This window comes from Halomonas sp. PBN3 (genome assembly GCF_000475415.1).
GTDB classification, from domain to species: domain Bacteria; phylum Pseudomonadota; class Gammaproteobacteria; order Pseudomonadales; family Halomonadaceae; genus Halomonas; species Halomonas shengliensis.
On record NZ_AXCA01000197.1, the window covers coordinates 34,428 to 53,550 of the forward strand.

The following is a 19,123-nucleotide window of genomic DNA, read 5'->3' on the forward strand; positions in this document are numbered from 1 at the left end:
CAATGCTCCTCACCCCTGGCGTAGGACCTCCTCTTCGGCTTGCCCCCGGCGCCCCTTCCTTCTCGAAATGTCTTATCAACCAAAGGTGGCCTGGATCGCCTCCATCAGCCCCTCCTGGACGTCGGCGTCGTCGGAGAGCGGCTCGACCAAGGTGGCGCGGGCCGCCTCGCGGATCGGCATGCCGGCCTGTATCAGGGTCGCGCAGTAGACCAGCAGGCGGGTGGAGACGCCCTCCTCCAGGTCCTGGCCCTTCATGGCGCGCAGGCTGGCCGCCAGATTGACCAGTGCGCTGCAGCGCTCGGGGTCCAGGCCGCTCTCGCGGGCGACGATATCGCGCTCCACCCTGGGCGGCGGGAAATCGAAGGACATCGCCACGAAGCGCTGGCGGGTACTGGGCTTCAGTGACTTGAGGATGTGCTGGTAGCCGGGGTTGTAGGAGACCACCAGCATGAAGTCGTCGGGCGCCTCGAGCAGCTCGCCGGTGCGCTCCAGGGGCAGCAGGCGGCGGTCGTCGGTGAGCGGGTGCAGCACCACGGTGACGTCCTTGCGCGCCTCCACCACCTCGTCGAGGTAACAGATGCCGCCCTCGCGCACGGCGCGGGTCAGCGGGCCATCCACCCAGCGCGTCTCGCCGCCCTGCAGCAGGTAGCGGCCGGTGAGGTCGGCGGCGGTGAGGTCGTCGTGGCAGGAGACGGTGAACAGCGGCTTGCCCAGCTTGGCCGCCATATGGCTGACGAAGCGGGTCTTGCCGCAGCCGGTGGGCCCCTTGAGCAGCAGCGGCAGGCGCTGGGTGTAGGCGTGCTCGAACATCGCGCACTCGTTGCCCACGCTCTCGTAGTAGGGAATCTCCTGGTCGGCCGGCTGGGCGGCCACGGTGGCTAGGGTCATGGGGAGTCTCCCGTCAGGGTCAATCAAGGAGGGCCCCTGCCGGGGCCCTCGGAAGGTCAGGCGCGCTCGGGGCCTGCGGTCAGCTGGGTGCCGCCCGCGGGAACCTGCTCACGGGCAGGGCCGAAGAAGGCGTAGAGCAGCAAGACGGCGCCGATGGCCACGGCCACGCCGGAGCCCAGGCGCATGCCGTAGAACAGCAGCAGCTGGTCCTGCACTTCCATGAAGTTCATGCCCAGCACGCGCTGCAGGTGGGTCTGGACGACACCGGCGAAGGTCAGGGTGAAGGTCATGAAGGCCATGGCGCCGGTCATGATCCAGAAGCCCCACATGTTCATCACCTGGTTGTAGGGCTGCACGCGGCGCAGCTGCGGCATGGCGAAGGTGATGATGCCCAGCAGCAGCATCACGTAGGCGCCGTAGAAGGCTAGGTGGCCGTGGGCCGCGGTGACCTGGGTGCCGTGGCTGTAGTAGTTGACCCAGTGCAGGGTGTGCAGGAAGCCCCAGACGCCGGCGCCGAAGAAGGCCATGGTCGGGCACCCCAGGGACCACAGCATGGCGGCCTTGTTGGGGTGGTTGCGGCTGCCCTTCCAGAACATGGTGAAGGCGAACACCACCATGGCGAAGAAGGGGATCACCTCCAGGGTGGAGAAGATGCTGCCGATGGGCTGCCAGTAGCTCGGCGCGCCGATCCAGTAGTAGTGGTGGCCGGTACCCAGCAGGCCGGAGAACAGCGACAGCCCGACGATGACGTAGAGCCACTTCTCGATCACCTCGCGGTCGACGCCGGTCATCTTGATCAGCAGGTAGCCGAGCAGGGAGGCCATGATCAGCTCCCAGACGCCCTCGACCCAGAGGTGCACCACCCACCACCAGTAGAGTTTGTCCACGGCGAGGTTGGAGGGGTTGTAGAAGGCGAACAGCCAGAACACCGCGGCTAGCCACAGGCCCAGCATCAGCACCAGGTTGATGGCGGTCTTGCGTCCCTTGAGCAGGGTCATGCTGGCGTTGAACAGGAACATCAAGAAGGAGATGGTGATCAGCACCTTGACCCAGAACGGCTGCTCCAGGAACTCGCGGCCCTCGTGGATCCCGAACTGGTAACCGACCAGTGCCGCGGCACCGGCGAAGGCGAAGATCGCCAGCTGGATATAGGCGATGGTGGGGCTGTGGATCTCCTGCTCGGCCTCTTCCGGCATCAGGTAGTAGGTGGCGCCCATGAAGCCGATCAGCAGCCACACAATCAGCAGGTTGGTGTGGCTCACCCGCATGATGTTGAAGGGCATCAGCTCGGCCATGAAGTTCGGCCAGACGTAGACGGAGGCGGCCAGCAGTCCGAAGACGATCTGCAGGGCGAAGAGCGCCATGGCCACCATGAAGAATGGCAGGGCCACCTTCTGGGTTTCGTATTTCATCGGTGTCGTTCTCCTTGATTCATCCCGGTCCGGCGTTGCGGCGAAACGGCGTTCAGGCGGCTCAACCCGCGGGCGTCGGCGGCCAGTCCTGGTCGTCGATGCCGTCGGTCCACTCGAGGAAGTCGATCAGCGCGTTCATCTCCTCGTCGTTGAAGTCGTAGGCCGGCATCTGGCGGCGGCCCTGGGTGCCCAGCGGCTGGGCACGGATCCAGGCGGCGAGGCCGGCGCGTGCCGCCTCGGGGTTCTGGTGGCCGCCGTAGCGTTCCCAGACGTTACCCAGCTCCGGCGCGAAGTAGGCGCCCTCGCCCATGATGCTGTGGCAGTTGATGCACATGTTCTTTTCCCAGATGTGCTTGCCCTGCACGACAGACTCGGTGAGCCCCTCCTTGTCGGTGGACTTGTTGACCATGTACCAGTGGCTGTGCGCCGTCAGGGCGGTGAACAGCAGAAAGAAGAACAGCGACCCGCCATAGAAGATATTGCGGGCCGCCGACTTGGTGAGACCGTCGGCCATGAACCTTTCCCCCTTGCTCGTCTGGCAGACGCGTCGCCGTAAGGGCGGGTGGCGCCTGGCGTTTCCTTAATATGCATTGCTGATGCATGTTAAGCGTAGCAGAAGAGGGCGACTCGAGGCTTTGACGCCGGTCAAAGAGTGCAGGAAGGAAGGAAGATGGGGGCGATGATTCGTCGGGAATCACCGCCCGCAGGCCGGCGTCCTGCCGGGAAGGCTAGCACAGGGCCGGCTCAGTGGCCGAGGATCTGGCTCAGGAATAGCTGGGTGCGCTCCGACTCGGGGTGGTTGAAGAAGCGTTCAGGCGGCGCCTGTTCGATGATCTGCCCCTGGTCCATGAAGATCACCCGGTCGGCGACGGTCTTGGCGAAGCCCATCTCGTGGGTGACGCAGAGCATGGTCATGCCCTCGTGGGCCAGCTCGATCATCACGTCCAGCACCTCCTTGATCATCTCCGGGTCCAGCGCCGAGGTCGGCTCGTCGAAGAGCATCACCTCGGGCTGCATGCACAGCGCCCGGGCGATGGCCACCCGCTGCTGCTGGCCGCCGGAGAGCTGCCCCGGGTACTTGTGCGCCTGGTCGGCGATCTGCACCCGCTCGAGGAACTCCATGGCGGTGGCCTCGGCCTCGCGGCGCGGCTTCTTCTGCACCCAGGTCTGGGCGATGCAGCAGTTGTCGAGCACCGTGAGGTGGGGAAAGAGGTTGAAGTGCTGGAACACCATGCCGACGTTGCGGCGGATCTGCTCGATGCGCTTGACGTCCTGGGTCATGGCCACGCCGTTGACCACGATGCGCCCCTCCTGGTGCGCCTCGAGGTGGTTGATGCAGCGGATCAGGGTCGACTTGCCCGACCCCGAGGGGCCGCATATCACGATCCGCTCCCCCTGCGCGACCGTCAGGTCGATGTCGCGCAGCACGTGGAAGTCGCCGTACCACTTGTTGAGCCCGGAGATCTCGATCATCGGCGAGTCGTCCCGGGCGGCGGTTGCCTGGTTCATGTGGAAGTCCCGTGATGGTTGGTCAGTTGCGATGGCCGGTATGCAGGCGCCGCTCGATGTACTGGCTGTAGCGCGACATGCTGAAGCAGAACACCCAGAACACCAGGGCGGCGAAGACGTAGCCCTCGGTGGCGAAGCCCAGCCAGTCGCTGTCGGTAAGGCCCGCGCGGATGATCGCCAGCAGGTCGAACAGGCCGATGATCAGCACCAGGGAGGTGTCCTTGAACAGCGCGATGAAGGTGTTGACGATGCCCGGAATCACCAGCTTGAGCGCCTGGGGCAGCACGATCAGCGCCATGCGCTGCCAGTAGCCCATGCCCAGCGCCTTGGCGGCCTCCTCCTGGCCGCGGGGGATCGCCTGCAGGCCGCCCCGCACCACCTCGGCCATGTAGGCGCTCCAGAACAGCATGATGCCCACCAGGGCGCGCAGCAGCTTGTCGAACTCCACCTGGGTCGGCACGAACAGCGGCAGCATCACCGAGGCCATGAACAGCACGGTGATCAGCGGCACGCCACGCCAGAACTCGATGAACACCACGCTGAAGCCGCGCACCAGCGGCATCTGGGAGCGCCGCCCCAGGGCCAGCACCACCCCGATGGGCAGCGAGCCGACGATGCCCACGGTGGCGATGGTCAGGGTCAGCATCACCCCGCCCCAGTCGCGGGTGGGCACGTGGGCAAGGCCGAAGCTGCCGCCCACCAGCAGGAAGAAGGCCACCACGGGGAAGATCAACAGGGCGACCAGCACCGCCCAGCGCTTGCCGGGCAGTCGCGGGATGGCCAACCAGGCCACCAGCGCGGCCATCAGCAGGAACACCAGGTCCACCCGCCAGCGCTCGGCCTCGGGGTAGAAGCCATAGACGATGGACTCGAAGCGGGCACTGATGAACACCCAGCAGGCCCCCTCGCCGCTGCACGCCTCGCGGGAGTCGCCCAGCCAGTCGGCCTGGAACACCGCCCACTGCAGCGCCGGCCACAGCAGCCAGGCCAGCAGCGCCAGGGTGACCAGGGTGACCGCGCCGTTGAGCGGGGTATCGAAGAGGTTGGCGCGCAGCCAGCCCATGGCGCCCCGCCGCAGGTCGGGCGGGCGCCGCTGGGCAATTATCTCGGTTCGGGTCGATGCCATGTCACCGCTCCTTGAGCAGGGTGCGCGCGTTGTAGAGGTTCATCAGCGCGGACACCACCAGGTTGATCAGCAGGTAGACGGCCATGGTCATGGCCACGATCTCGATCGCCTGACCGGTCTGGTTCAGCGCCGTGCCGGAGAACACCGCCACCAGGTCGGGGTAGCCGATGGCCGTGGCCAGCGACGAGTTCTTGATCAGGTTGAGGTGCTGGCTGGTGAGCTGCGGCACGATCACCCGCATCGCCTGGGGGATCACCACCTTGCGCAGGATGATGCCGGCGGGCAGGCTCAGCGCCTTGGCCGCCTCCACCTGCCCCTGGGGCACCGACTGGATCCCCGAGCGCACGATCTCGGCGATGAAGGAGGCGGTGTAGATGGAGAGCGCCAGCCACAGCGCCATCAGCTCGGGGATCACGGTGATCCCGCCCTGGAAGTTGAAGCCCTTGAGCGCCGGGATGGACCAGGTCAGCGGCATCCCGGTGGCCAGGAAGGCCGCCGCCGGCAGGCCGATCAGCAGCAGGGCCCCCAGCTTGAACACCGGCAGCGCCTGCCCGGTCGCCGCCTGGCGGCGCCTGGCGAAGCGCACCAGCCACCAGGTGGCGGCGATGGCCACCAGCAGCGCCAGGGGCGTGGCGGCGAACCCCGGCTGTGCCTGGGGGTCGGGCAGCACCAGGCCGCGCACGTTGAGGAACACCACCTCCATCAGGGAGAGGCTGCCGCGCGGGCTGGGCAACGCCTGGAGCACGGCGAAGTACCAGAACAGGATCTGCACCAGCAGCGGGATGTTGCGGAAGATCTCCACGTAGGCGGTGGCCAGCCGGGCCAGCAGCCAATTCGGCGAGAGCCGGGCGATGCCCACCAGGAAGCCGATCAGGGTAGCCGCCACGATGCCCATGGCGGAGACCAGCAGGGTGTTGAGCAGCCCCACCAGGAAGGTGCGGCCGTAGGTGCTGTCGCCGGAGTAGGCGATCAGCGTCTGGGGGATGGAGAAGCCGGCGCGCTCGTTGAGGAAGCCGAAGCCGGTGGTGATGCCCCGGGCCTCCAGGTTAGCCAGGGTGTTGGCGACGATCATGACGATGAAGGCCACCAGCGCCAGCAGCAGGATGCCCTGCACCAGCAGGGCACGGAAGGCGGGGTCGCGCCACAGCGGCCCCCGCTCCCGTGAGGAAGAACGCAGCATGTCGAAACCTCGTGGACCTACCCAGGGAGGCACCGCGCGGCCAGGCCGCGCGGTGCCGTCTCGCGTTCAGGTGTCGGGAGGCCTCAGCGCACCGGCGGCGCGTAGAGGATGCCGCCCTCGTTCCACAGGGCGTTCATGCCGCGGCTGATCTGCATCGGCGAGTCCTCGCCCACGGTGGCGGCGAACACCTCGCCGTAGTTGCCCACGTGCTTGACGATGTTGTAGGCCCAGTCATTGCTGATGCCCAACTGCTCGCCATAGTTGCCGTCCACGCCCAGCAGGCGCGCCACCTGGGGATTGGGGGCGTCCTCGCGCATCTCGTCGACGTTCTCGGAGGTCACCCCCAGCTCCTCGGCGTTGACCATGGCGAAGATCGACCACTGCACGATATCCAACCACTGGTCGTCACCCTGGCGCACCACGGGCCCCAGCGGCTCCTTGGAGATCAGCGTCTCGAGGATCTCGACGCTGTCCGGCTCCGGCAGCTGCAGGCGCAAGGCGCTGAGCTGGGAGGTGTCGGAGGTCAGGATGTCACAGCGGCCGCTGGCGAAGCCCTGGGCGGTCTGGTCGGGGGTGTCGAAGGTGACGGTCTGGATCTCGATGCCCCGGGAGGGGAAGTAGTCGGCCAGGTTGAGCTCGTGGGTGGTGCCGGACTGGATGCAGATGGAGGCACCGTCGAACTGGTCGGGGCTCTCCACGCCCAGGTCCTTGGCCACCATGAAGCCCTGGCCGTCATAGAAGGTCGTGGCGGTGAAGTTGAGCCCCAGCGAGTTGTCGCGGGTGGCGGTCCAGGTGGTGTTGCGCGACAGCACGTCGATCTCGCCGGACTGCAGCGCGGTGAAGCGCTCCTTGGCGGTGAGCGGGGTGAAGGAGACCGCCTCCGGGTCGCCCAGCACGGCGGCGGCGATGCCGCGGCAGGTCTCCACGTCCAGCCCCTGCCAGGTGCCGTTCTCGTCGGGGGAGGAGAAGCCGGAGAGGCCGACGTTGACCCCGCAGCGCAGCTCGCCCCGCTCCTTCACCTCGTCCAGGGTGGCGGCAGAAGCCTGGGCGGAGAGCCCCAGGCCGAGGGCCAGGGCAGGAAGGGACCACAGCATCTTGTTGTTGTAACGCATGAAAGACTCCCGGTCTGTTGGATCATCAGCTACCGATGCAGCAGCTTCGAACCTAGCAGAGCCGGGAGTCGCGTCGCCAACAAGGCGATTAAACGCTTGTCCCTAATCCCGCGTCATCCAGGCGACGCGATCACTTCTCGGTGATGTCCTCGATCCAGGTCAGCGCCGCGACACCGCGGGGCAGGCCCAGGGTGGGGATGGAGAGCATGGCGACCTGCTTGAGGGCCTCGGCGGATTCCCCCTCCTCCAGGGCACGGCGGGCATGGGAGTGGACGGCGCCCTCGGAGCGCGCGCCCACCGCCAGGGCCAGCTTGACCAGGCGCCGGGTGCGGGCGTCCAGCGGGCCACTCTCGGCCACGGCACGACCCAGCTCGGCATAGGCGTCCCACACCTCGGGATAATGCTCGGCCACCTGGCCGGCGCCGGAAGGGAGATCCTGTTTCGACATGCCATGTTCCTTCTGAGAATGAGTGTGGCCCCAGTATAGGCCAGACCCCGGGCCCGTCGTCACGCCAGCCAGGAGAACGCGCTCTTGGTGATGGCCGCCCCCAGCATGTAGAGGAACACCAGTACCGCCGCCACCGCGGCCGCGCCCCGCACCGCCGGGGTGCGCCCGCGCTTGATCGCCAGGGTGCCCAGGCCGATGTAGGCGAGCAGGGCGACCAGCTTGGCGGCGAGCCAGGGGTGCTGGTGGGGCCACAGCGAGAGCATCACCATCAGCACCACGCCCAGGGTCAGCAGCAGGGTATCGATGACATGGGGGGCGATCCTCACCCAGCGCGCCTTCAGCACCTCGGCGTCGCTCACCGACCAGACGGCGCGCAGGATGAAGAACAGCAGGCTCAGGGTCGCGGCGGTGATGTGCAGGTGCTTGATCAGGAAGTAGTGTTCCATGGGCGAGGCTCCGGGTGCGTGGCTATCCGTCCTTGCCGTCGGCACGGGGCGACAGCAACGGCCCCGTATAGTGGAACAGGAAGACGCCATAGGCCAGGCACCAGAAGATGATCCCCAGGTTGTAGGTCCAGTGGGTGATCTGCGGGAAGAGCGCCAGCACCGGCGAGCGCAGCAGCGCCGCGGCCACCATCAGCGCGAGGGCCACACCGATCCCCGGCAGGGAGCGGATGGGACGCGCGGTGTGGCCCAGCGAGACCCGCGCCATCATCGACAGCATCATGGTGCCCATGCCGCCGATGGTCAGGGCATGCAGGGCGGCGTCCGCTCGGCTGCCGGCGAGCAGCGCCAGGGCCCACATGGTAAGGCCCACGGGGATGAAGGCGTAGCTCAGGTGCAGGCCCCACAGCAGCGGCTCGCGCCAGCTGTGCTGCCCGCCCCAGCGGGCGAAGCGCACCAGGTTGGCCAGCGCGGCGAGCCCCATCAGGCCGGCCAGCAGCACGGGGGGCAGCGCCACGCCCAGGGCGACGAGCAGCTGGCCCAGCACCACCGCCATCACGCTGCCCAGGCTCGCGTACTCGAGGGCCGCGATAGGCGGCTTGCGGGTCAGCCCCAGGCGGTTGGCGGTGAACATGGCGATCACCCGACCGCCCACCACCACCATCAGCAGGGTGATCAGCAGCACCGCCAGGTGCGCGGCCGGGCGGATCAGCTCGGCCTTGCCGGTGAGCACCCCCAGGTGCATCAGCAGGTTGGCCAGGAACAAGAGCCCCAGGGCCGGCAGGAAGATCAGGTTGCGCCAGCGCCTGGCGCGGATCACCAGGCTGGCCATCACCGCCGCCACCAGCGGCAGGAAGGCGAGGTCGATGGCCGCCACCAGCCCACCCGGCAGTCCCAGGGGGAAGGCCATCAGCACGCGTGCCGCCAGCCACAAGGCGACCAGCCCCAGCAGCGGCCCGCCCTTGAGGCTGGCAAGCCCGGTCCAGTTCTGCACCGCGGTGAGCAGGAAGCCCGCCACCACGGCGGCGGCGAAGCCGAACAGCATCTCGTGCTGGTGCCAGAACAGCAGCCCGCCCTGGGGGCGCAGCAGGATGTCGCCATGCCAGAAGGCGAGCCACACCACCAGCGAGAGGATGCTGAACAGTGCGGCGAGCAGGAAGAAGGGGCGGAAGGCCAGGCGCGCCACGGCGAGCCGGGTTGGCGCGAAGGCGGTGTGGCTGGTGCGGGAGGAGGACATGGCGCGATACCCGTATGAGACGCTTGGATAACGCCATTGTGCGCCTGCGGGCTCGCGACTTCCATGACAGGTATCAAGAATGCTTCTTATGACAAGAGCCGTTCAATCCTGTCGCGAGCGAAGAGAGGCTGACCGCCGCCGGAACGCAGCAACCGGAGTTGACTGGCGGCTCAATGAGGATTCGACCGGGCCGGCGTTCCGGTACCGCCGGCGGCCGGGATCCCTAGGTTCGTTCCCGACGAACCAACGCACTTCCCACGTCCATGTGGGTCGTCGAGCGCAGCAAGGATTGTCGGCTTTTGTCCTCAGTGGCTGGTGCCCTCCTCGTACCTGGTCTTGTTCCAGACGTTGTACTTCCCCGAGGGCTTGCTCATCGGGATACGCGCCTCCTCCTCCAGGGTCTCGGCGTCGTAGACGATCACCGCGCCGTCGTCTTCCCAGAGGCTGAGCAGCAGCTTCTCGCCGTAGCGGTCGAACTCCACGTGGGCGGCGGTCTTGCCGGGCTCGGGGATCAGCGTCTCGACGATCTCGAGGCTCTGCTTGTCGATGACATGCACCCGGTCGCGGTTGGGGCCGAAGAAGACGTCGGCCCAGACGTAGGGCGAGTTGGCGTGGCTGCGCATGAAGAAGCCGGGACCGTCGGTCTCGAGGGTCTTGATGACCTCCCAGCTGGTCATGTCGATGATCGAGACCGCCGCCCGGGTGAGGTGGGGCGTCGCCATCACGCGGCGCCCCTCATGTTCCCAGGTGATGCCCGAGCCCAGGTGGGGCATCCCCTCCAGGGGCAGGTCGGCTACCTTCTCGCCGCTCTCCAGGTCGACCACCATGCCGCCCTCTCCGCCCCGGGAGGCGCCGATGACATGCCGGTAATCGAGGTCGAAGAAGAAGTCATCGAGGTAGTCCGGCACCGGGATACGCCGCACCCGGAAGTTGGGGGTGTCATGGCTGCGCCGCGGCGCCAGCGGCGTCGCCATATGGCCGGTGGAGACCACCGGCTCGGTGGGCAGCGGCCAGGGGATCTCCCACACCTCCTCGATATCCTTGAGGGCGGCGATGAAGCTGCCCCGCGGCGGGGCGGCGTAGACCGCGCTGACCCGGGAGCTCTCGCCGTTCTCCCCCACCGCCGGATAGACCTTCATCAGGTCGAGGTTGTGGGCATCGAACAGCACCAGGCTGTGGGGCAGGTAGTTAGCGGCCATCACGTAGCGGCCATCGGCGGAGACGGCGATGTTGCGCATGTTGATGCCGGCGCGCACCTCGGCCACCACTTCCATGTTGTAGATGTCGTACTTGGTGATCCAGCCGTCCCGGGAGCCGAAGAAGACATGGCGACCGTCCGGGGTGTACTTGGGCCCGCCGTGCAGGGCATAGCGGGTGGCGAAGCGATGAATCGGCTCGAAGGTATCGCCGTCGAGCAGGGTCGCGTGGTGATCCCCGGTCTCCACCACGATGAAGAGGTTGAGCGGGTCGGCGTCGAAGCGCGGCACGTCGGGCAGTGTCCCGTCGGGATGGTGCACCCTGTGGCTTGCCAGGATCTCGTCGCGCCCCCAGCGGGGCTCCACCTCGGGCTCGCGGTAGATCCACTCGGCCAGGGAGGCGATCTGGTCATCCTCGAGCTGGTCGGCAAAACCCGGCATCTGGCTGGCCGCACGGCCATCACGGATCACCGCCTCGGCGGCGGCCGGCTTGAGGCGCGACAGGTTGCCCGGCAGCAGCGCCGGGCCGAGGCCCCCCAGGCGATCCTCGCCATGGCAGGCGGCGCAGTGGGTCCGGTAGAGCGTCTCGGTCACCGTCTCGGCCGAGACGGCGACGGGCAGCAGCGCCAGGACGGTAGTCAACAGCAGGGGCAGAAGGCGCAATGAGATGGCAAGTCTCGTGTCAGCCATCACAGGGCCACCTGCGCCAGGGCCTCGCCCTCGATAAAGGCCGCCTCCTCCGCCACCGGCTGGGCCAGGGTATCGGCCAGGCGCACCACCTCACCCACCACGATCAGGGTAGGCGGGCGCAGCTCCTCGCGCTCGATGGTCTCGACCAGCTCCCCCAGGCAGGTGATGACGCGGCGCTGCTCGGGGGTGGTGCCACGCTCCACCAGGGCCACCGGATGGTCCGCGGGCAGCCCGTTGCGCTGCAGCTCGCGGCGGATCAACTCGGCGTTGGCCAGGCCCATGTAGAACACCGTGGTCTGGTGCGGGGCGGCCAGCGAGGCCCAGTTCAGGGCCAGGTCGCCATCCCCCTTGCAGTGGCCGGTAACGAAGGTGACACTCTGGGCATAGTCGCGATGGGTCAGCGGGAAGCCGCCGTAGGCGGCGCACCCCTGGGCGGAGGTGATGCCCGGCACCACGCGGAAGCCCACGCCGTGCTCGATCAGCACCTCGGCCTCCTCGCCGCCGCGACCGAAGATGTAGGGGTCGCCGCCCTTGAGGCGTACCACGCGGCGGCCCTCGCGGGCCAGGCGCACCAGCAGGGCGTTGGTCTCGTCTTGGGTCAGGGCGTGGCAACGCGAGGCCTTGCCCACGTAGAAGCGCCGGGCCCGGGGGCTGGCCAGGGCCAGCACCTCGCGGGAGACCAGCCGGTCGTAGACCAGGCAGTCGGCCTGCTCGATCAGCGACAGGGCGCGCAGGGTCAGCAGGCCCGGATCGCCGGGGCCGGCGCCGATGATGGCCACCTCGCCATGGGCCAGGGGGGCCTCGGCCAGGTCATAGGAAACGCGGTGTGACGGCATGGCGATACTCCTCGCAGGCCTCAGCGGATCTGGACGGCCGGGATGGCCTCATGGGGTGGGGAGGCATAGGGGACGGAGATCCGGCGCTCGCCACCCTCGGCGACGCCGATCTCGGCGTTGGTCAGGTAGCAGCCGGGATCCTCCTCCCAGGGGTCGCCGGAGACTTTCCAGGCGCGCACCCGGGTATTGCCGTTGCAGATCGGCAGGTAACGGCACTCGGCGCAGCGCCCCTTGAGCGGCCGCGGCCGCTGGCGGAAGCCGACCATCAGCGGGTCCTGCGTATCACGCCAGATCGCCGAGAAGGGGCGTTCGCGGACACTGCCCAGGTCGTGGTCCCACCAGAAGGTATCCGGGTGGACGTGGCCCAGGTTGTCGATGTTGGCGATATGCTCGCCGGAAGCGTTGCCGCCCCAGTTGAGCAGCCGCTGCTCCAGGGCCTCGGCCTGGTCGGGGAAATGCTCCCGGGCCCACATCAGCAGGAAGGGGCCGTCGGCATCGTTGTTGCCGGTGACGTACTCGCGCTCCACGCCACGCGAGAGCTCATCGCGGCAGTGGTCGAAGAGCCGGGTCATGGCGTCGCGGGTCATCTGGTGCCAGGCGTCCTGCTTGCTGTGGCGCCGGCCGCGGCCGCCGTAGTTGAGGTGCGAGAGGTAGAACTTGTCGACGTCATGCTCGTCGAGCAGGGCCAGGATATCGCCGAGCTGCTCGTAGTTCTCGCGGGTCAGGGTGAAGCGCAGGCCGACCTTGATGCCGCGCTCCTTGCACAGCTTCACCGCATGCATGGACTCTCGGAAGGCACCCTTCCGCTGGCGGATGACGTCGTGGGTCTCCTCGAGGCCATCGATGCTGATGCCCACGTAGTCATAGCCGACGTCGGCGATCTCGTCGATGTTCTCCTCGGTAATCAGGGTGCCGTTGGTGGAGAGTCCGGTGTAGATCCCCAGCTCCCGGGAGCGACGCGACAGCTCGAAGATGTCGGGCCGCATCAGCGGCTCGCCCCCGGAGAGGATCAGCGCCGGCACCCGGAAGGCGGCGAGGTCGTCGAGCACCGCATGCGCCTCGGCAGTGGAGAGCTCGCCGGCGAAGTCGATGTCCGCGGAGGTGGTGTAGCAGTGCTTGCAGGTCAGGTTGCAGCGGCGGATCAGGTTCCAGATCACCACCGGCCCGGGTGGCTTGCGCGCGGGCGGGATGGGGCCCGGCTCCATGAGGGTCTTGATGTAGCGGGTGACACGGAACATGGCGTTCTCCTGTCGTGGTTACGCCTGGGCGCGGCGCGCCAGGCGCAGCCCGGTCTTCTTGAGGATGCGCGTGCTGTAGAGGATGCGGTGGTCGCGGCACGCCTCGCCCAGGCGCTCGCGCAGCACCGCGGCCTGGCGCTCGACCTCCTCGCGGCTGTGGCCATGGAGCATGGCGAACAGGTTGTAGGGCCAGTGGGGCAGGTGCCGGGGGCGGCGATAGCAGTGGCTGACGCCCTCGATGGCGGCGACCTCGCGGCCCAGGCGTTCGATCTCGGCGTCGTCGACGTCCCACACCGTCATGCCGTTGGCCACGTAGCCGAGCCGATAGTGGTTGGGCACCGCGGCGACCCGGCGGATGACGCCGCTCTGCTGCATGGCCCGCATCCGCGCCAGCACCTCGGCGCCGTCGAGACCCACCTCGCGGCCCACCGCCCCCCAGGGATCCGGCACCAGCGGCAGGCCCGCCTGGGTGGCCAGCACGATGGCACGGTCGATGGCATCCAGGCCCTGGGCGTCGCGCCCGGCGCTCGCTTCCGCGTCCGGCCTAGACGGGCAGGTGGAGACGGACATGGAACTCCTCCTCCTTGGGCATGTTGTAGACGGGCAGGCCCGTGGCCGCCTCGATGCCGGCGAGGGTCGCCGGGATCGCCTCGGGGGTCTCGGTGGCCAGCACGAACCACATGTTGAGCGCATGCTCACGGCGGTAGTTGTGGGCCACCTCGGGGAAGGCGTTGACCGCCTCCGTGACCCGCTCGTAGGCCTCCTCGGGCACCGCCAGGGCGGCCAGAGTCAGGCCGCCGCCCAGGCGCTCGGCGTGGTACATCGGGCCGAAGCGGCTGAGCACCCCGCCCTCGCGCAGTCGCTCCAGGCGGTAGAGCAGGTCGCCCTCGGCGATGCCGAGCTCCGCGGCCACCGCCGCATAGGGGCGTGGCTCCAGGGGCAGGCCATCCTGCAGGCGATTGATCAGGCGGCGATCGATGGCGTCCAGGTCATCGAGGGTCATGCTGCCCCCTCGCGCACGTAGCGGCCACCGCACTGGCGATAGGCGTGGCTGCTGAACAGCACCCGGTGTTCCAGGTCGCCCAGGCCCAGGCGCTCGACGATGGCGGCAAGCTCGGCCTCGACCCGCTCGCGGCGGGCGCCATGGATCATGCAGAACAGGTTGTAGGGCCAGTCGGGCAGCCGCCGGGGACGACGATAGCAGAGTGTCACGGCGGTCTCGTGGGCCAGGCGGCGGCCCACCTCGGCGACCCGCTCGTCGGGCACGTTCCATACCACCATGGCATTGGCCTGGATGCCCAGGCGGCGATGCTTCACCACCAGCCCCAGGCGCTTGATCATGCCGTCAGCCTGCCAGCGGCGCACGCAGGCCATCACCTGATCCTCGGCCATGCCGGCCTGTTCGGCCAGGGTTCGCCAGGGGCGCGGGACAAGCGGCAGTCCCTGCTCGAGCAGGCCGCGCAGGCGGCGCTCGGCCTCGGCCGAGGGCGCATGGCGGGCGGCGCCGGTGGCGGCGAACTCCAGGTCGTCGACGGTCTTCATGCGCGCTCCAGCTCGGCCCAGGGAATGGGGAACGACAGGTCGATATGGTAGCCCTCGAGCATCGGCAGCCGCAGGATCGGCACGCCCAGGCATGCCTCCAGGGCGTCGAGCCGCGCCTCGAGCTCGGATTCGTCCGGTGCGGTCATCACGAACCACAGATTGAAGTCGTGTTCGCGGGCATAGTTGTGGTTGACGCCGGGGGCGGCGTTGATGAGCTCTGCGAAGGCATCGCGTTCGGCCTCGGGTACGGCCACGGCGGCCAGCAGACTGGCGCCGGCCCGGGCATGGTCGAACACCGGCCCCACCCGGCTCAGCACGCCCATGTCCTGCAGGCGCTCGAGGCGTGAGATCACCTCGTCCTCACTGCTGCCCAGGCGTTCGGCAATGGTGTGGAAGGGGCGGCTACAGACCGGCAGGCCACGCTGATAGCTGTCGACCAGACGACGGTCCAGCGCATCGAGCTTTCGGGCCTGGTGAGTCGGGTCTTGGCTGTTCGGGGCTTGGCAATGCATTGGCACAGCTCACTTGCGGCGGGTGGCGGCGGGCTTGCGCCCGCCGCCGGGTCCCGATCAGTAGATGTCTTTCTGAGTGTTGATCACGTTGAACTTGCCGGTCGGGGTGACCAGCCGCTCGTCCTTGATCACGTGCTTCAGCTCGCGGGTCTCGTCGTCGACCACCACGATCGCGGAGGTGTCATCCATGGTGTTCCACACGGAGAACCACACCTCGTCGCCGGCCTGGTTGTACTCCGGCTGCACTACGCGCTTGGGCCCCTCACCCACATCGGCCCACTCGGCGATCGGCAGCACATCGTAGCCGGCCTCCAGGTCGTTGATGTCGTAGACCGCCACGCTCTGGCTGATCGCCTCGTTGGGGTTGAGCGCGGTGTCGACGTAGAGGTTGTCGGACTCCGGATGGGTCTTGATGAACAGCGAGCCGCCGCCCTGGCCTTCCAGGGTGCGTACCACCTTCCAGGCGTTGTCCGGATGCCCTTCCGGGTCGGTGCCGATCAGCTGGATGGTGGCGTCGCCCAGGTGGCTGGTGGCCCACACCGGCCCATGCTCGGGGTCGACGAAGTTGGCGCCGCGGCCCGGGTGCGGGATCTTGCCCACGTCGACGATCGCCTCGAGCTCACGCTCCTGGGCATCGATCACCACGATCTGGTTGGACTCGTTGGCCGCGGTGAGGAAGTAGCGACCCGAGGCGTCCCAGCCGCCGTCGTGCAGGAAGCGCGAGGTGTCGATCTCGACGGTGGAGAGGGCGTCCAGGTTCTCGTAGTTCACCAGGCGGACCTTGCCGGTCTCCTTGATGTTGACGATGAACTCCGGGTGCTGGTGGGAGGCCACGATGGCCGCCACGCGGGGCTCCGGGTGGTACTCCTGCTCGCCGACGGTCATGCCGCGGGTGGCCACGATCTTCTTCGGCTCCAGGGTCTGGCCGTCCATGATCACGTACTGGGGCGGCCAGTAGGCACCGGCGATGGCCAGGTCATCCTCGTAGCCCTCGAACTTGGAGGTCTCGACGGAGCGAGCCTCCATGCCGATCTTGATGGTGGCGACGATGCTCGGGTCTTCCATCCACAGGTCGATCATGTCGATCTTGGCGTCGCGACCGATGACGAACAGGTAGCGGCCGGAGGCGGACATGCGCGAGATATGCACCGCATAGCCGGTGTCGAGGATCTTGACGATCTCCTTGGAGGCGCCGTCGATCAGGGCGATCTGGCCGGCGTCACGCAGGGTGACCGAGAACAGGTTCTCGATGTCCAGGTCGTTCATCTGCTCGGTGGGGCGATCCTCGGGGGCGACCAGCACCTCCCAGGTCTCCTTCATGTCGGCCATGCCGAATTCGGGAGGCTGCGGCGGCTCGTGCATGATGTACTTGGCCATCAGCTCGACCTCATCCTCGGTCAGGTCGCCCGAGGTGCCCCAGTTGGGCATGCCGGCCGGAGAGCCGTAGTGGATGAACGCCTTGAGGTACTCGATACCACGTTCCTGGGTGATATCGGTGGTCAGCGGCTTGCCGGTGGCGCCCTTGCGCAGCACGCCGTGGCAGCCGGCGCAACGTTGGAAGTAGATCTCCTTGGCCTTCTCGAACTCCGCATCGGTCAGGTCCGGCGCGCCGGGGGTGCGAACCACCTTCGCCGAGCCCGGATCCACGGCGGACTCGGTGCCCTGATAGGCGGCCTGGGTCTCGTCGAGATCCTTCTTGCCATCCTGGGCGTAAGCCGCGGTAATACCCAGTGCGACGGTGGTGACCGCCACGGCCAGGGGCTTGAGATACCAGTCTTTCTTCATCATCGTTCCACCTCTGTCATGATCCTTGAGTGCGCTGTCGCCAGGACATGGGCGAGTCATTGTTGTATTTCTCAATGGTGTACTTCGCCGGACGGCCAGCCGGCATCACATGGCCGATGACCTTCCTGCGCAGAGAGTGGCCCAATAACGCGCATAATTCATGCTCCTTTAATGCTCTCAGGCCCTCTATCCGGGGAGACATTGACCTGTATCAAAGCACGGAACGGCTACCCACAAAGGGAAATTGAGCGCTTTTGGCTTTGCTGATAAGCACAAGCATAGGAGACTTTCGTTGACGCCAATCAATGCGCGCCGACGCCCGGGCAGGGACACTCTCCCCAGCCCTTACCTCAGGAGTCGCCATGTTGCCGCCCCTTAACCTACGCTTCGCGCTGCTGGCCATGGTCTGTGCACTGCCCCTCGTCGCCCAGGCCGAGACGCCACTCTCCGCCGAACGCGAGGCCGAACTCGAGACCCTGCTCTATCAGGACTGCGGCTCCTGCCACGGCATGACCCTGCGCGGCGGCCTGGGGCCTGAACTGCCCAGGTCGCGCATGAATGCCTACAGCCAAGACGGCCTGGCCGCGCTGATCCTCCACGGCGTCGAGGGCACCGCCATGCCGGGCTGGGAGGGGCTGCTGACCGAGCAGGAGGCCCTGTGGCTCGCCGACCACCTGCAGAACGACAACCCCCTGGATGAGTAACGTCCTTCCCGATCACAAGGAGTGACCATGATCGCCCCTGCCCTTCTCAAGCCCCTCGCCGCCCTCTCCTTCGCCGCCCTGATAGCCGGCTGCCAGGCGACCCCGACCACTGAGCTGCGTGGTACCGGCGACCTCGGTGTGGTGGTGGAGCGCGCCACCGGCAGCCTGGCGGTGGTGGATACCAGCGAGCGCCGCGTCCTCGACCGGGTCGAGGGCCTCGGGGATCTCTCCCACGCCTCGGTAAAGTTCTCCCGTGACGCCCGCTACGCCTTCGTGTTCGGCCGCGATGGCGGCCTCAGTCGGGTCGACCTGCTTACCGGCGAGATCACTCACCGGGTGATCCAGTCCGGCAACAGCATCGGCGGCGCCGTCTCCCAGGATGGCGCGCTGGTGGCGGTGGCCAACTACGAGCCGGGCGGCGTGAAGATCTTCGACAGCGAGACCCTGGAGGAAGTCGCCGATATCCCCGCCATCTGGACCGACGAGAAGGGTGAGGAGCAGCGATCCAAGGTGGTGGGCCTGGTGGATGCCCCCGGCAACCGCTTCGTCTACAGCCTGTTCGAGGCCGGCGAGATCCACCTGATCGACATGCACGGCGATACCCCCGAGGTGACGCGCTTCACCGATATCGGCAAGGAGCCCTACGACGCCCTGATCGGCCCCAACGGGCGCTACTATATCGCCGGGCTGTTCGGCGAGGATGGCCTGGCGATGCTCGACCTGTGGCACCCGGAGCAGGGCGTCACGCGCATCCTGCCCGACTATGGCCGCGGCGAGGAGCGCCTGCCGGTCTACAAGATGCCCCACCTGGAGGGCTGGACTCTGGCCGGCGACGAGGCCTGGCTGCCGGCGGTAGGCCGCCACGAGGTGCTTGTCGCCGACAGCGACGACTGGTCACTGGTCGACCGTATCCCGGTCCATGGCCAGCCGATCTTCGTGATGCGCCGCCCCGACGAGCGCCAGATCTGGGTGAACTTCGCCCATCCCGACAACGACGTGGTGCAGGTGATCGATACCGAGTCCCGCGAGGTCGTCGCCACCCTCACCCCCGGCGAGGCCGTTCTGCACATGGAGTTCACCCCCAAGGGAGAGCAGGCCTGGGTCTCGGCCCGGGACAGTGACCGGGTAGTGGTCTACGACACCCGCACCCTGGAGGAGGTCGCACGGCTCGACAGCGAGTCGCCCAGCGGCATCTTCTTCACCGACCGGGCGCACCGTATCGGGCTCTGAGAACCCGGCCACCCAATCGAGTAGGAGGGGGAGTC

20 protein-coding genes are annotated in these 19,123 nt (G+C 67.6%); 2 read left to right on the top strand and 18 right to left on the bottom strand.

The features are described from left to right. Positions 1 to 75 precede the first annotated feature (75 nt). From Q673_RS33165 to Q673_RS33250, 18 genes are all read right to left on the bottom strand, one after another. On the bottom strand, positions 76 to 888 hold the full coding sequence (locus Q673_RS33165; RefSeq protein WP_023007086.1) for a CbbQ/NirQ/NorQ/GpvN family protein: 813 nt from the start codon (positions 886 to 888) through the stop codon (positions 76 to 78). 56 nt (positions 889 to 944) lie between these two features. Then, on the bottom strand, positions 945 to 2,300 hold the full coding sequence (locus Q673_RS33170; RefSeq protein ID WP_023007087.1) for a cbb3-type cytochrome c oxidase subunit I: 1,356 nt from the start codon (positions 2,298 to 2,300) through the stop codon (positions 945 to 947). A 61-nt stretch (positions 2,301 to 2,361) separates the two neighbouring features. Continuing rightward, the gene (locus tag Q673_RS33175) at positions 2,362 to 2,814 is read right to left on the bottom strand and encodes a c-type cytochrome (RefSeq protein ID WP_023007088.1); all 453 of its coding nucleotides are present in this window, start codon (positions 2,812 to 2,814) and stop codon (positions 2,362 to 2,364) included. A 230-nt stretch (positions 2,815 to 3,044) separates the two neighbouring features. Further along, positions 3,045 to 3,773: an amino acid ABC transporter ATP-binding protein gene (locus Q673_RS33180; RefSeq protein WP_043525339.1), complete on the bottom strand. Its 729-nt coding sequence runs from the start codon at positions 3,771 to 3,773 to the stop codon at positions 3,045 to 3,047. Positions 3,774 to 3,831: 58 nt separating this feature from the next. Further along, entirely contained in the window at positions 3,832 to 4,935 is a 1,104-nt protein-coding gene (locus Q673_RS33185) for an amino acid ABC transporter permease (RefSeq protein WP_023007090.1), read from the bottom strand. Position 4,936: 1 nt separating this feature from the next. Beyond that, on the bottom strand, positions 4,937 to 6,115 hold the full coding sequence (locus tag Q673_RS33190) for an amino acid ABC transporter permease (RefSeq protein ID WP_023007091.1): 1,179 nt from the start codon (positions 6,113 to 6,115) through the stop codon (positions 4,937 to 4,939). Positions 6,116 to 6,198: 83 nt separating this feature from the next. Then, positions 6,199 to 7,227: an amino acid ABC transporter substrate-binding protein gene (locus Q673_RS33195; protein WP_023007092.1), complete on the bottom strand. Its 1,029-nt coding sequence runs from the start codon at positions 7,225 to 7,227 to the stop codon at positions 6,199 to 6,201. Between the two features lie 130 nt (positions 7,228 to 7,357). Further along, on the bottom strand, positions 7,358 to 7,675 hold the full coding sequence (locus Q673_RS33200; protein ID WP_023007093.1) for a carboxymuconolactone decarboxylase family protein: 318 nt from the start codon (positions 7,673 to 7,675) through the stop codon (positions 7,358 to 7,360). 59 nt (positions 7,676 to 7,734) lie between these two features. Then, positions 7,735 to 8,121 (bottom strand): SirB2 family protein, encoded by a 387-nt coding sequence (locus tag Q673_RS33205; RefSeq protein WP_023007094.1) that lies wholly within the window; start codon positions 8,119 to 8,121, stop codon positions 7,735 to 7,737. A 22-nt stretch (positions 8,122 to 8,143) separates the two neighbouring features. After that, positions 8,144 to 9,355 (bottom strand): NnrS family protein, encoded by a 1,212-nt coding sequence (locus tag Q673_RS33210; RefSeq protein WP_023007095.1) that lies wholly within the window; start codon positions 9,353 to 9,355, stop codon positions 8,144 to 8,146. A gap of 305 nt (positions 9,356 to 9,660) precedes the next feature. Then, positions 9,661 to 11,241, bottom strand: coding sequence for a cytochrome D1 domain-containing protein (locus Q673_RS33215; protein WP_081712088.1), 1,581 nt, complete (start codon positions 11,239 to 11,241; stop codon positions 9,661 to 9,663). Continuing rightward, on the bottom strand, positions 11,241 to 12,077 hold the full coding sequence (gene cobA, locus Q673_RS33220; RefSeq protein ID WP_023007097.1) for a uroporphyrinogen-III C-methyltransferase: 837 nt from the start codon (positions 12,075 to 12,077) through the stop codon (positions 11,241 to 11,243). Before cobA ends, Q673_RS33215 begins: the two co-directional genes overlap by 1 nt. Positions 12,078 to 12,097: 20 nt before the next feature. Continuing rightward, entirely contained in the window at positions 12,098 to 13,315 is a 1,218-nt protein-coding gene (gene nirJ, locus Q673_RS33225) for a heme d1 biosynthesis radical SAM protein NirJ (protein WP_023007098.1), read from the bottom strand. Between the two features lie 18 nt (positions 13,316 to 13,333). After that, on the bottom strand, positions 13,334 to 13,885 hold the full coding sequence (gene ahbB / locus Q673_RS33230; protein WP_023007099.1) for a siroheme decarboxylase subunit beta: 552 nt from the start codon (positions 13,883 to 13,885) through the stop codon (positions 13,334 to 13,336). Then, complete coding sequence (locus Q673_RS33235) at positions 13,860 to 14,318, bottom strand: Lrp/AsnC family transcriptional regulator (RefSeq protein WP_023007100.1); 459 nt, start codon at positions 14,316 to 14,318, stop codon at positions 13,860 to 13,862. Before Q673_RS33235 ends, ahbB (Q673_RS33230) begins: the two co-directional genes overlap by 26 nt. After that, entirely contained in the window at positions 14,315 to 14,857 is a 543-nt protein-coding gene (gene ahbB, locus Q673_RS33240; protein ID WP_023007101.1) for a siroheme decarboxylase subunit beta, read from the bottom strand. The genes Q673_RS33235 and ahbB (Q673_RS33240) overlap by 4 nt, the downstream gene beginning before the upstream one ends. After that, a complete protein-coding gene (locus Q673_RS33245) occupies positions 14,854 to 15,369 on the bottom strand; it encodes an Lrp/AsnC family transcriptional regulator (protein WP_023007102.1) in 516 nt (171 codons plus the stop codon). Before Q673_RS33245 ends, ahbB (Q673_RS33240) begins: the two co-directional genes overlap by 4 nt. Positions 15,370 to 15,426: 57 nt before the next feature. Continuing rightward, positions 15,427 to 17,157, bottom strand: coding sequence for a nitrite reductase (locus Q673_RS33250; RefSeq protein WP_023007103.1), 1,731 nt, complete (start codon positions 17,155 to 17,157; stop codon positions 15,427 to 15,429). A gap of 359 nt (positions 17,158 to 17,516) precedes the next feature. On the opposite strand from Q673_RS33250, the gene Q673_RS33255 reads away from it, so the two are divergent. Further along, positions 17,517 to 17,858: a c-type cytochrome gene (locus tag Q673_RS33255; protein WP_023007104.1), complete on the top strand. Its 342-nt coding sequence runs from the start codon at positions 17,517 to 17,519 to the stop codon at positions 17,856 to 17,858. Positions 17,859 to 17,885: 27 nt separating this feature from the next. Next, positions 17,886 to 19,088, top strand: coding sequence for a cytochrome D1 domain-containing protein (locus Q673_RS33260; RefSeq protein ID WP_023007105.1), 1,203 nt, complete (start codon positions 17,886 to 17,888; stop codon positions 19,086 to 19,088). Positions 19,089 to 19,123 lie beyond the last annotated feature (35 nt).

What these genes read in the sequence shown, in the direction of transcription:
- Q673_RS33165 (WP_023007086.1), bottom strand. Translation starts at nt 888, where the DNA reads ATGACCCTAGCCACCGTGGCCGCCCAGCCGGCCGACCAGGAGATTCCC.
- Q673_RS33260 (WP_023007105.1), top strand. Translation starts at nt 17,886, where the DNA reads ATGATCGCCCCTGCCCTTCTCAAGCCCCTCGCCGCCCTCTCCTTCGCC.
- Q673_RS33175 (WP_023007088.1), bottom strand. Translation starts at nt 2,814, where the DNA reads ATGGCCGACGGTCTCACCAAGTCGGCGGCCCGCAATATCTTCTATGGC.
- Q673_RS33180 (WP_043525339.1), bottom strand. Translation starts at nt 3,773, where the DNA reads ATGATCGAGATCTCCGGGCTCAACAAGTGGTACGGCGACTTCCACGTG.
- Q673_RS33210 (WP_023007095.1), bottom strand. Translation starts at nt 9,355, where the DNA reads ATGTCCTCCTCCCGCACCAGCCACACCGCCTTCGCGCCAACCCGGCTC.
- Q673_RS33235 (WP_023007100.1), bottom strand. Translation starts at nt 14,318, where the DNA reads ATGACCCTCGATGACCTGGACGCCATCGATCGCCGCCTGATCAATCGC.
- ahbB (WP_023007099.1), bottom strand. Translation starts at nt 13,885, where the DNA reads ATGTCCGTCTCCACCTGCCCGTCTAGGCCGGACGCGGAAGCGAGCGCC.
- Q673_RS33205 (WP_023007094.1), bottom strand. Translation starts at nt 8,121, where the DNA reads ATGGAACACTACTTCCTGATCAAGCACCTGCACATCACCGCCGCGACC.
- Q673_RS33185 (WP_023007090.1), bottom strand. Translation starts at nt 4,935, where the DNA reads ATGGCATCGACCCGAACCGAGATAATTGCCCAGCGGCGCCCGCCCGAC.
- ahbB (WP_023007101.1), bottom strand. Translation starts at nt 14,857, where the DNA reads ATGAAGACCGTCGACGACCTGGAGTTCGCCGCCACCGGCGCCGCCCGC.
- Q673_RS33190 (WP_023007091.1), bottom strand. Translation starts at nt 6,115, where the DNA reads ATGCTGCGTTCTTCCTCACGGGAGCGGGGGCCGCTGTGGCGCGACCCC.
- Q673_RS33255 (WP_023007104.1), top strand. Translation starts at nt 17,517, where the DNA reads ATGTTGCCGCCCCTTAACCTACGCTTCGCGCTGCTGGCCATGGTCTGT.
- Q673_RS33215 (WP_081712088.1), bottom strand. Translation starts at nt 11,241, where the DNA reads ATGGCTGACACGAGACTTGCCATCTCATTGCGCCTTCTGCCCCTGCTG.
- Q673_RS33200 (WP_023007093.1), bottom strand. Translation starts at nt 7,675, where the DNA reads ATGTCGAAACAGGATCTCCCTTCCGGCGCCGGCCAGGTGGCCGAGCAT.
- nirJ (WP_023007098.1), bottom strand. Translation starts at nt 13,315, where the DNA reads ATGTTCCGTGTCACCCGCTACATCAAGACCCTCATGGAGCCGGGCCCC.
- Q673_RS33245 (WP_023007102.1), bottom strand. Translation starts at nt 15,369, where the DNA reads ATGCATTGCCAAGCCCCGAACAGCCAAGACCCGACTCACCAGGCCCGA.
- Q673_RS33250 (WP_023007103.1), bottom strand. Translation starts at nt 17,157, where the DNA reads ATGATGAAGAAAGACTGGTATCTCAAGCCCCTGGCCGTGGCGGTCACC.
- Q673_RS33170 (WP_023007087.1), bottom strand. Translation starts at nt 2,300, where the DNA reads ATGAAATACGAAACCCAGAAGGTGGCCCTGCCATTCTTCATGGTGGCC.
- cobA (WP_023007097.1), bottom strand. Translation starts at nt 12,077, where the DNA reads ATGCCGTCACACCGCGTTTCCTATGACCTGGCCGAGGCCCCCCTGGCC.
- Q673_RS33195 (WP_023007092.1), bottom strand. Translation starts at nt 7,227, where the DNA reads ATGCGTTACAACAACAAGATGCTGTGGTCCCTTCCTGCCCTGGCCCTC.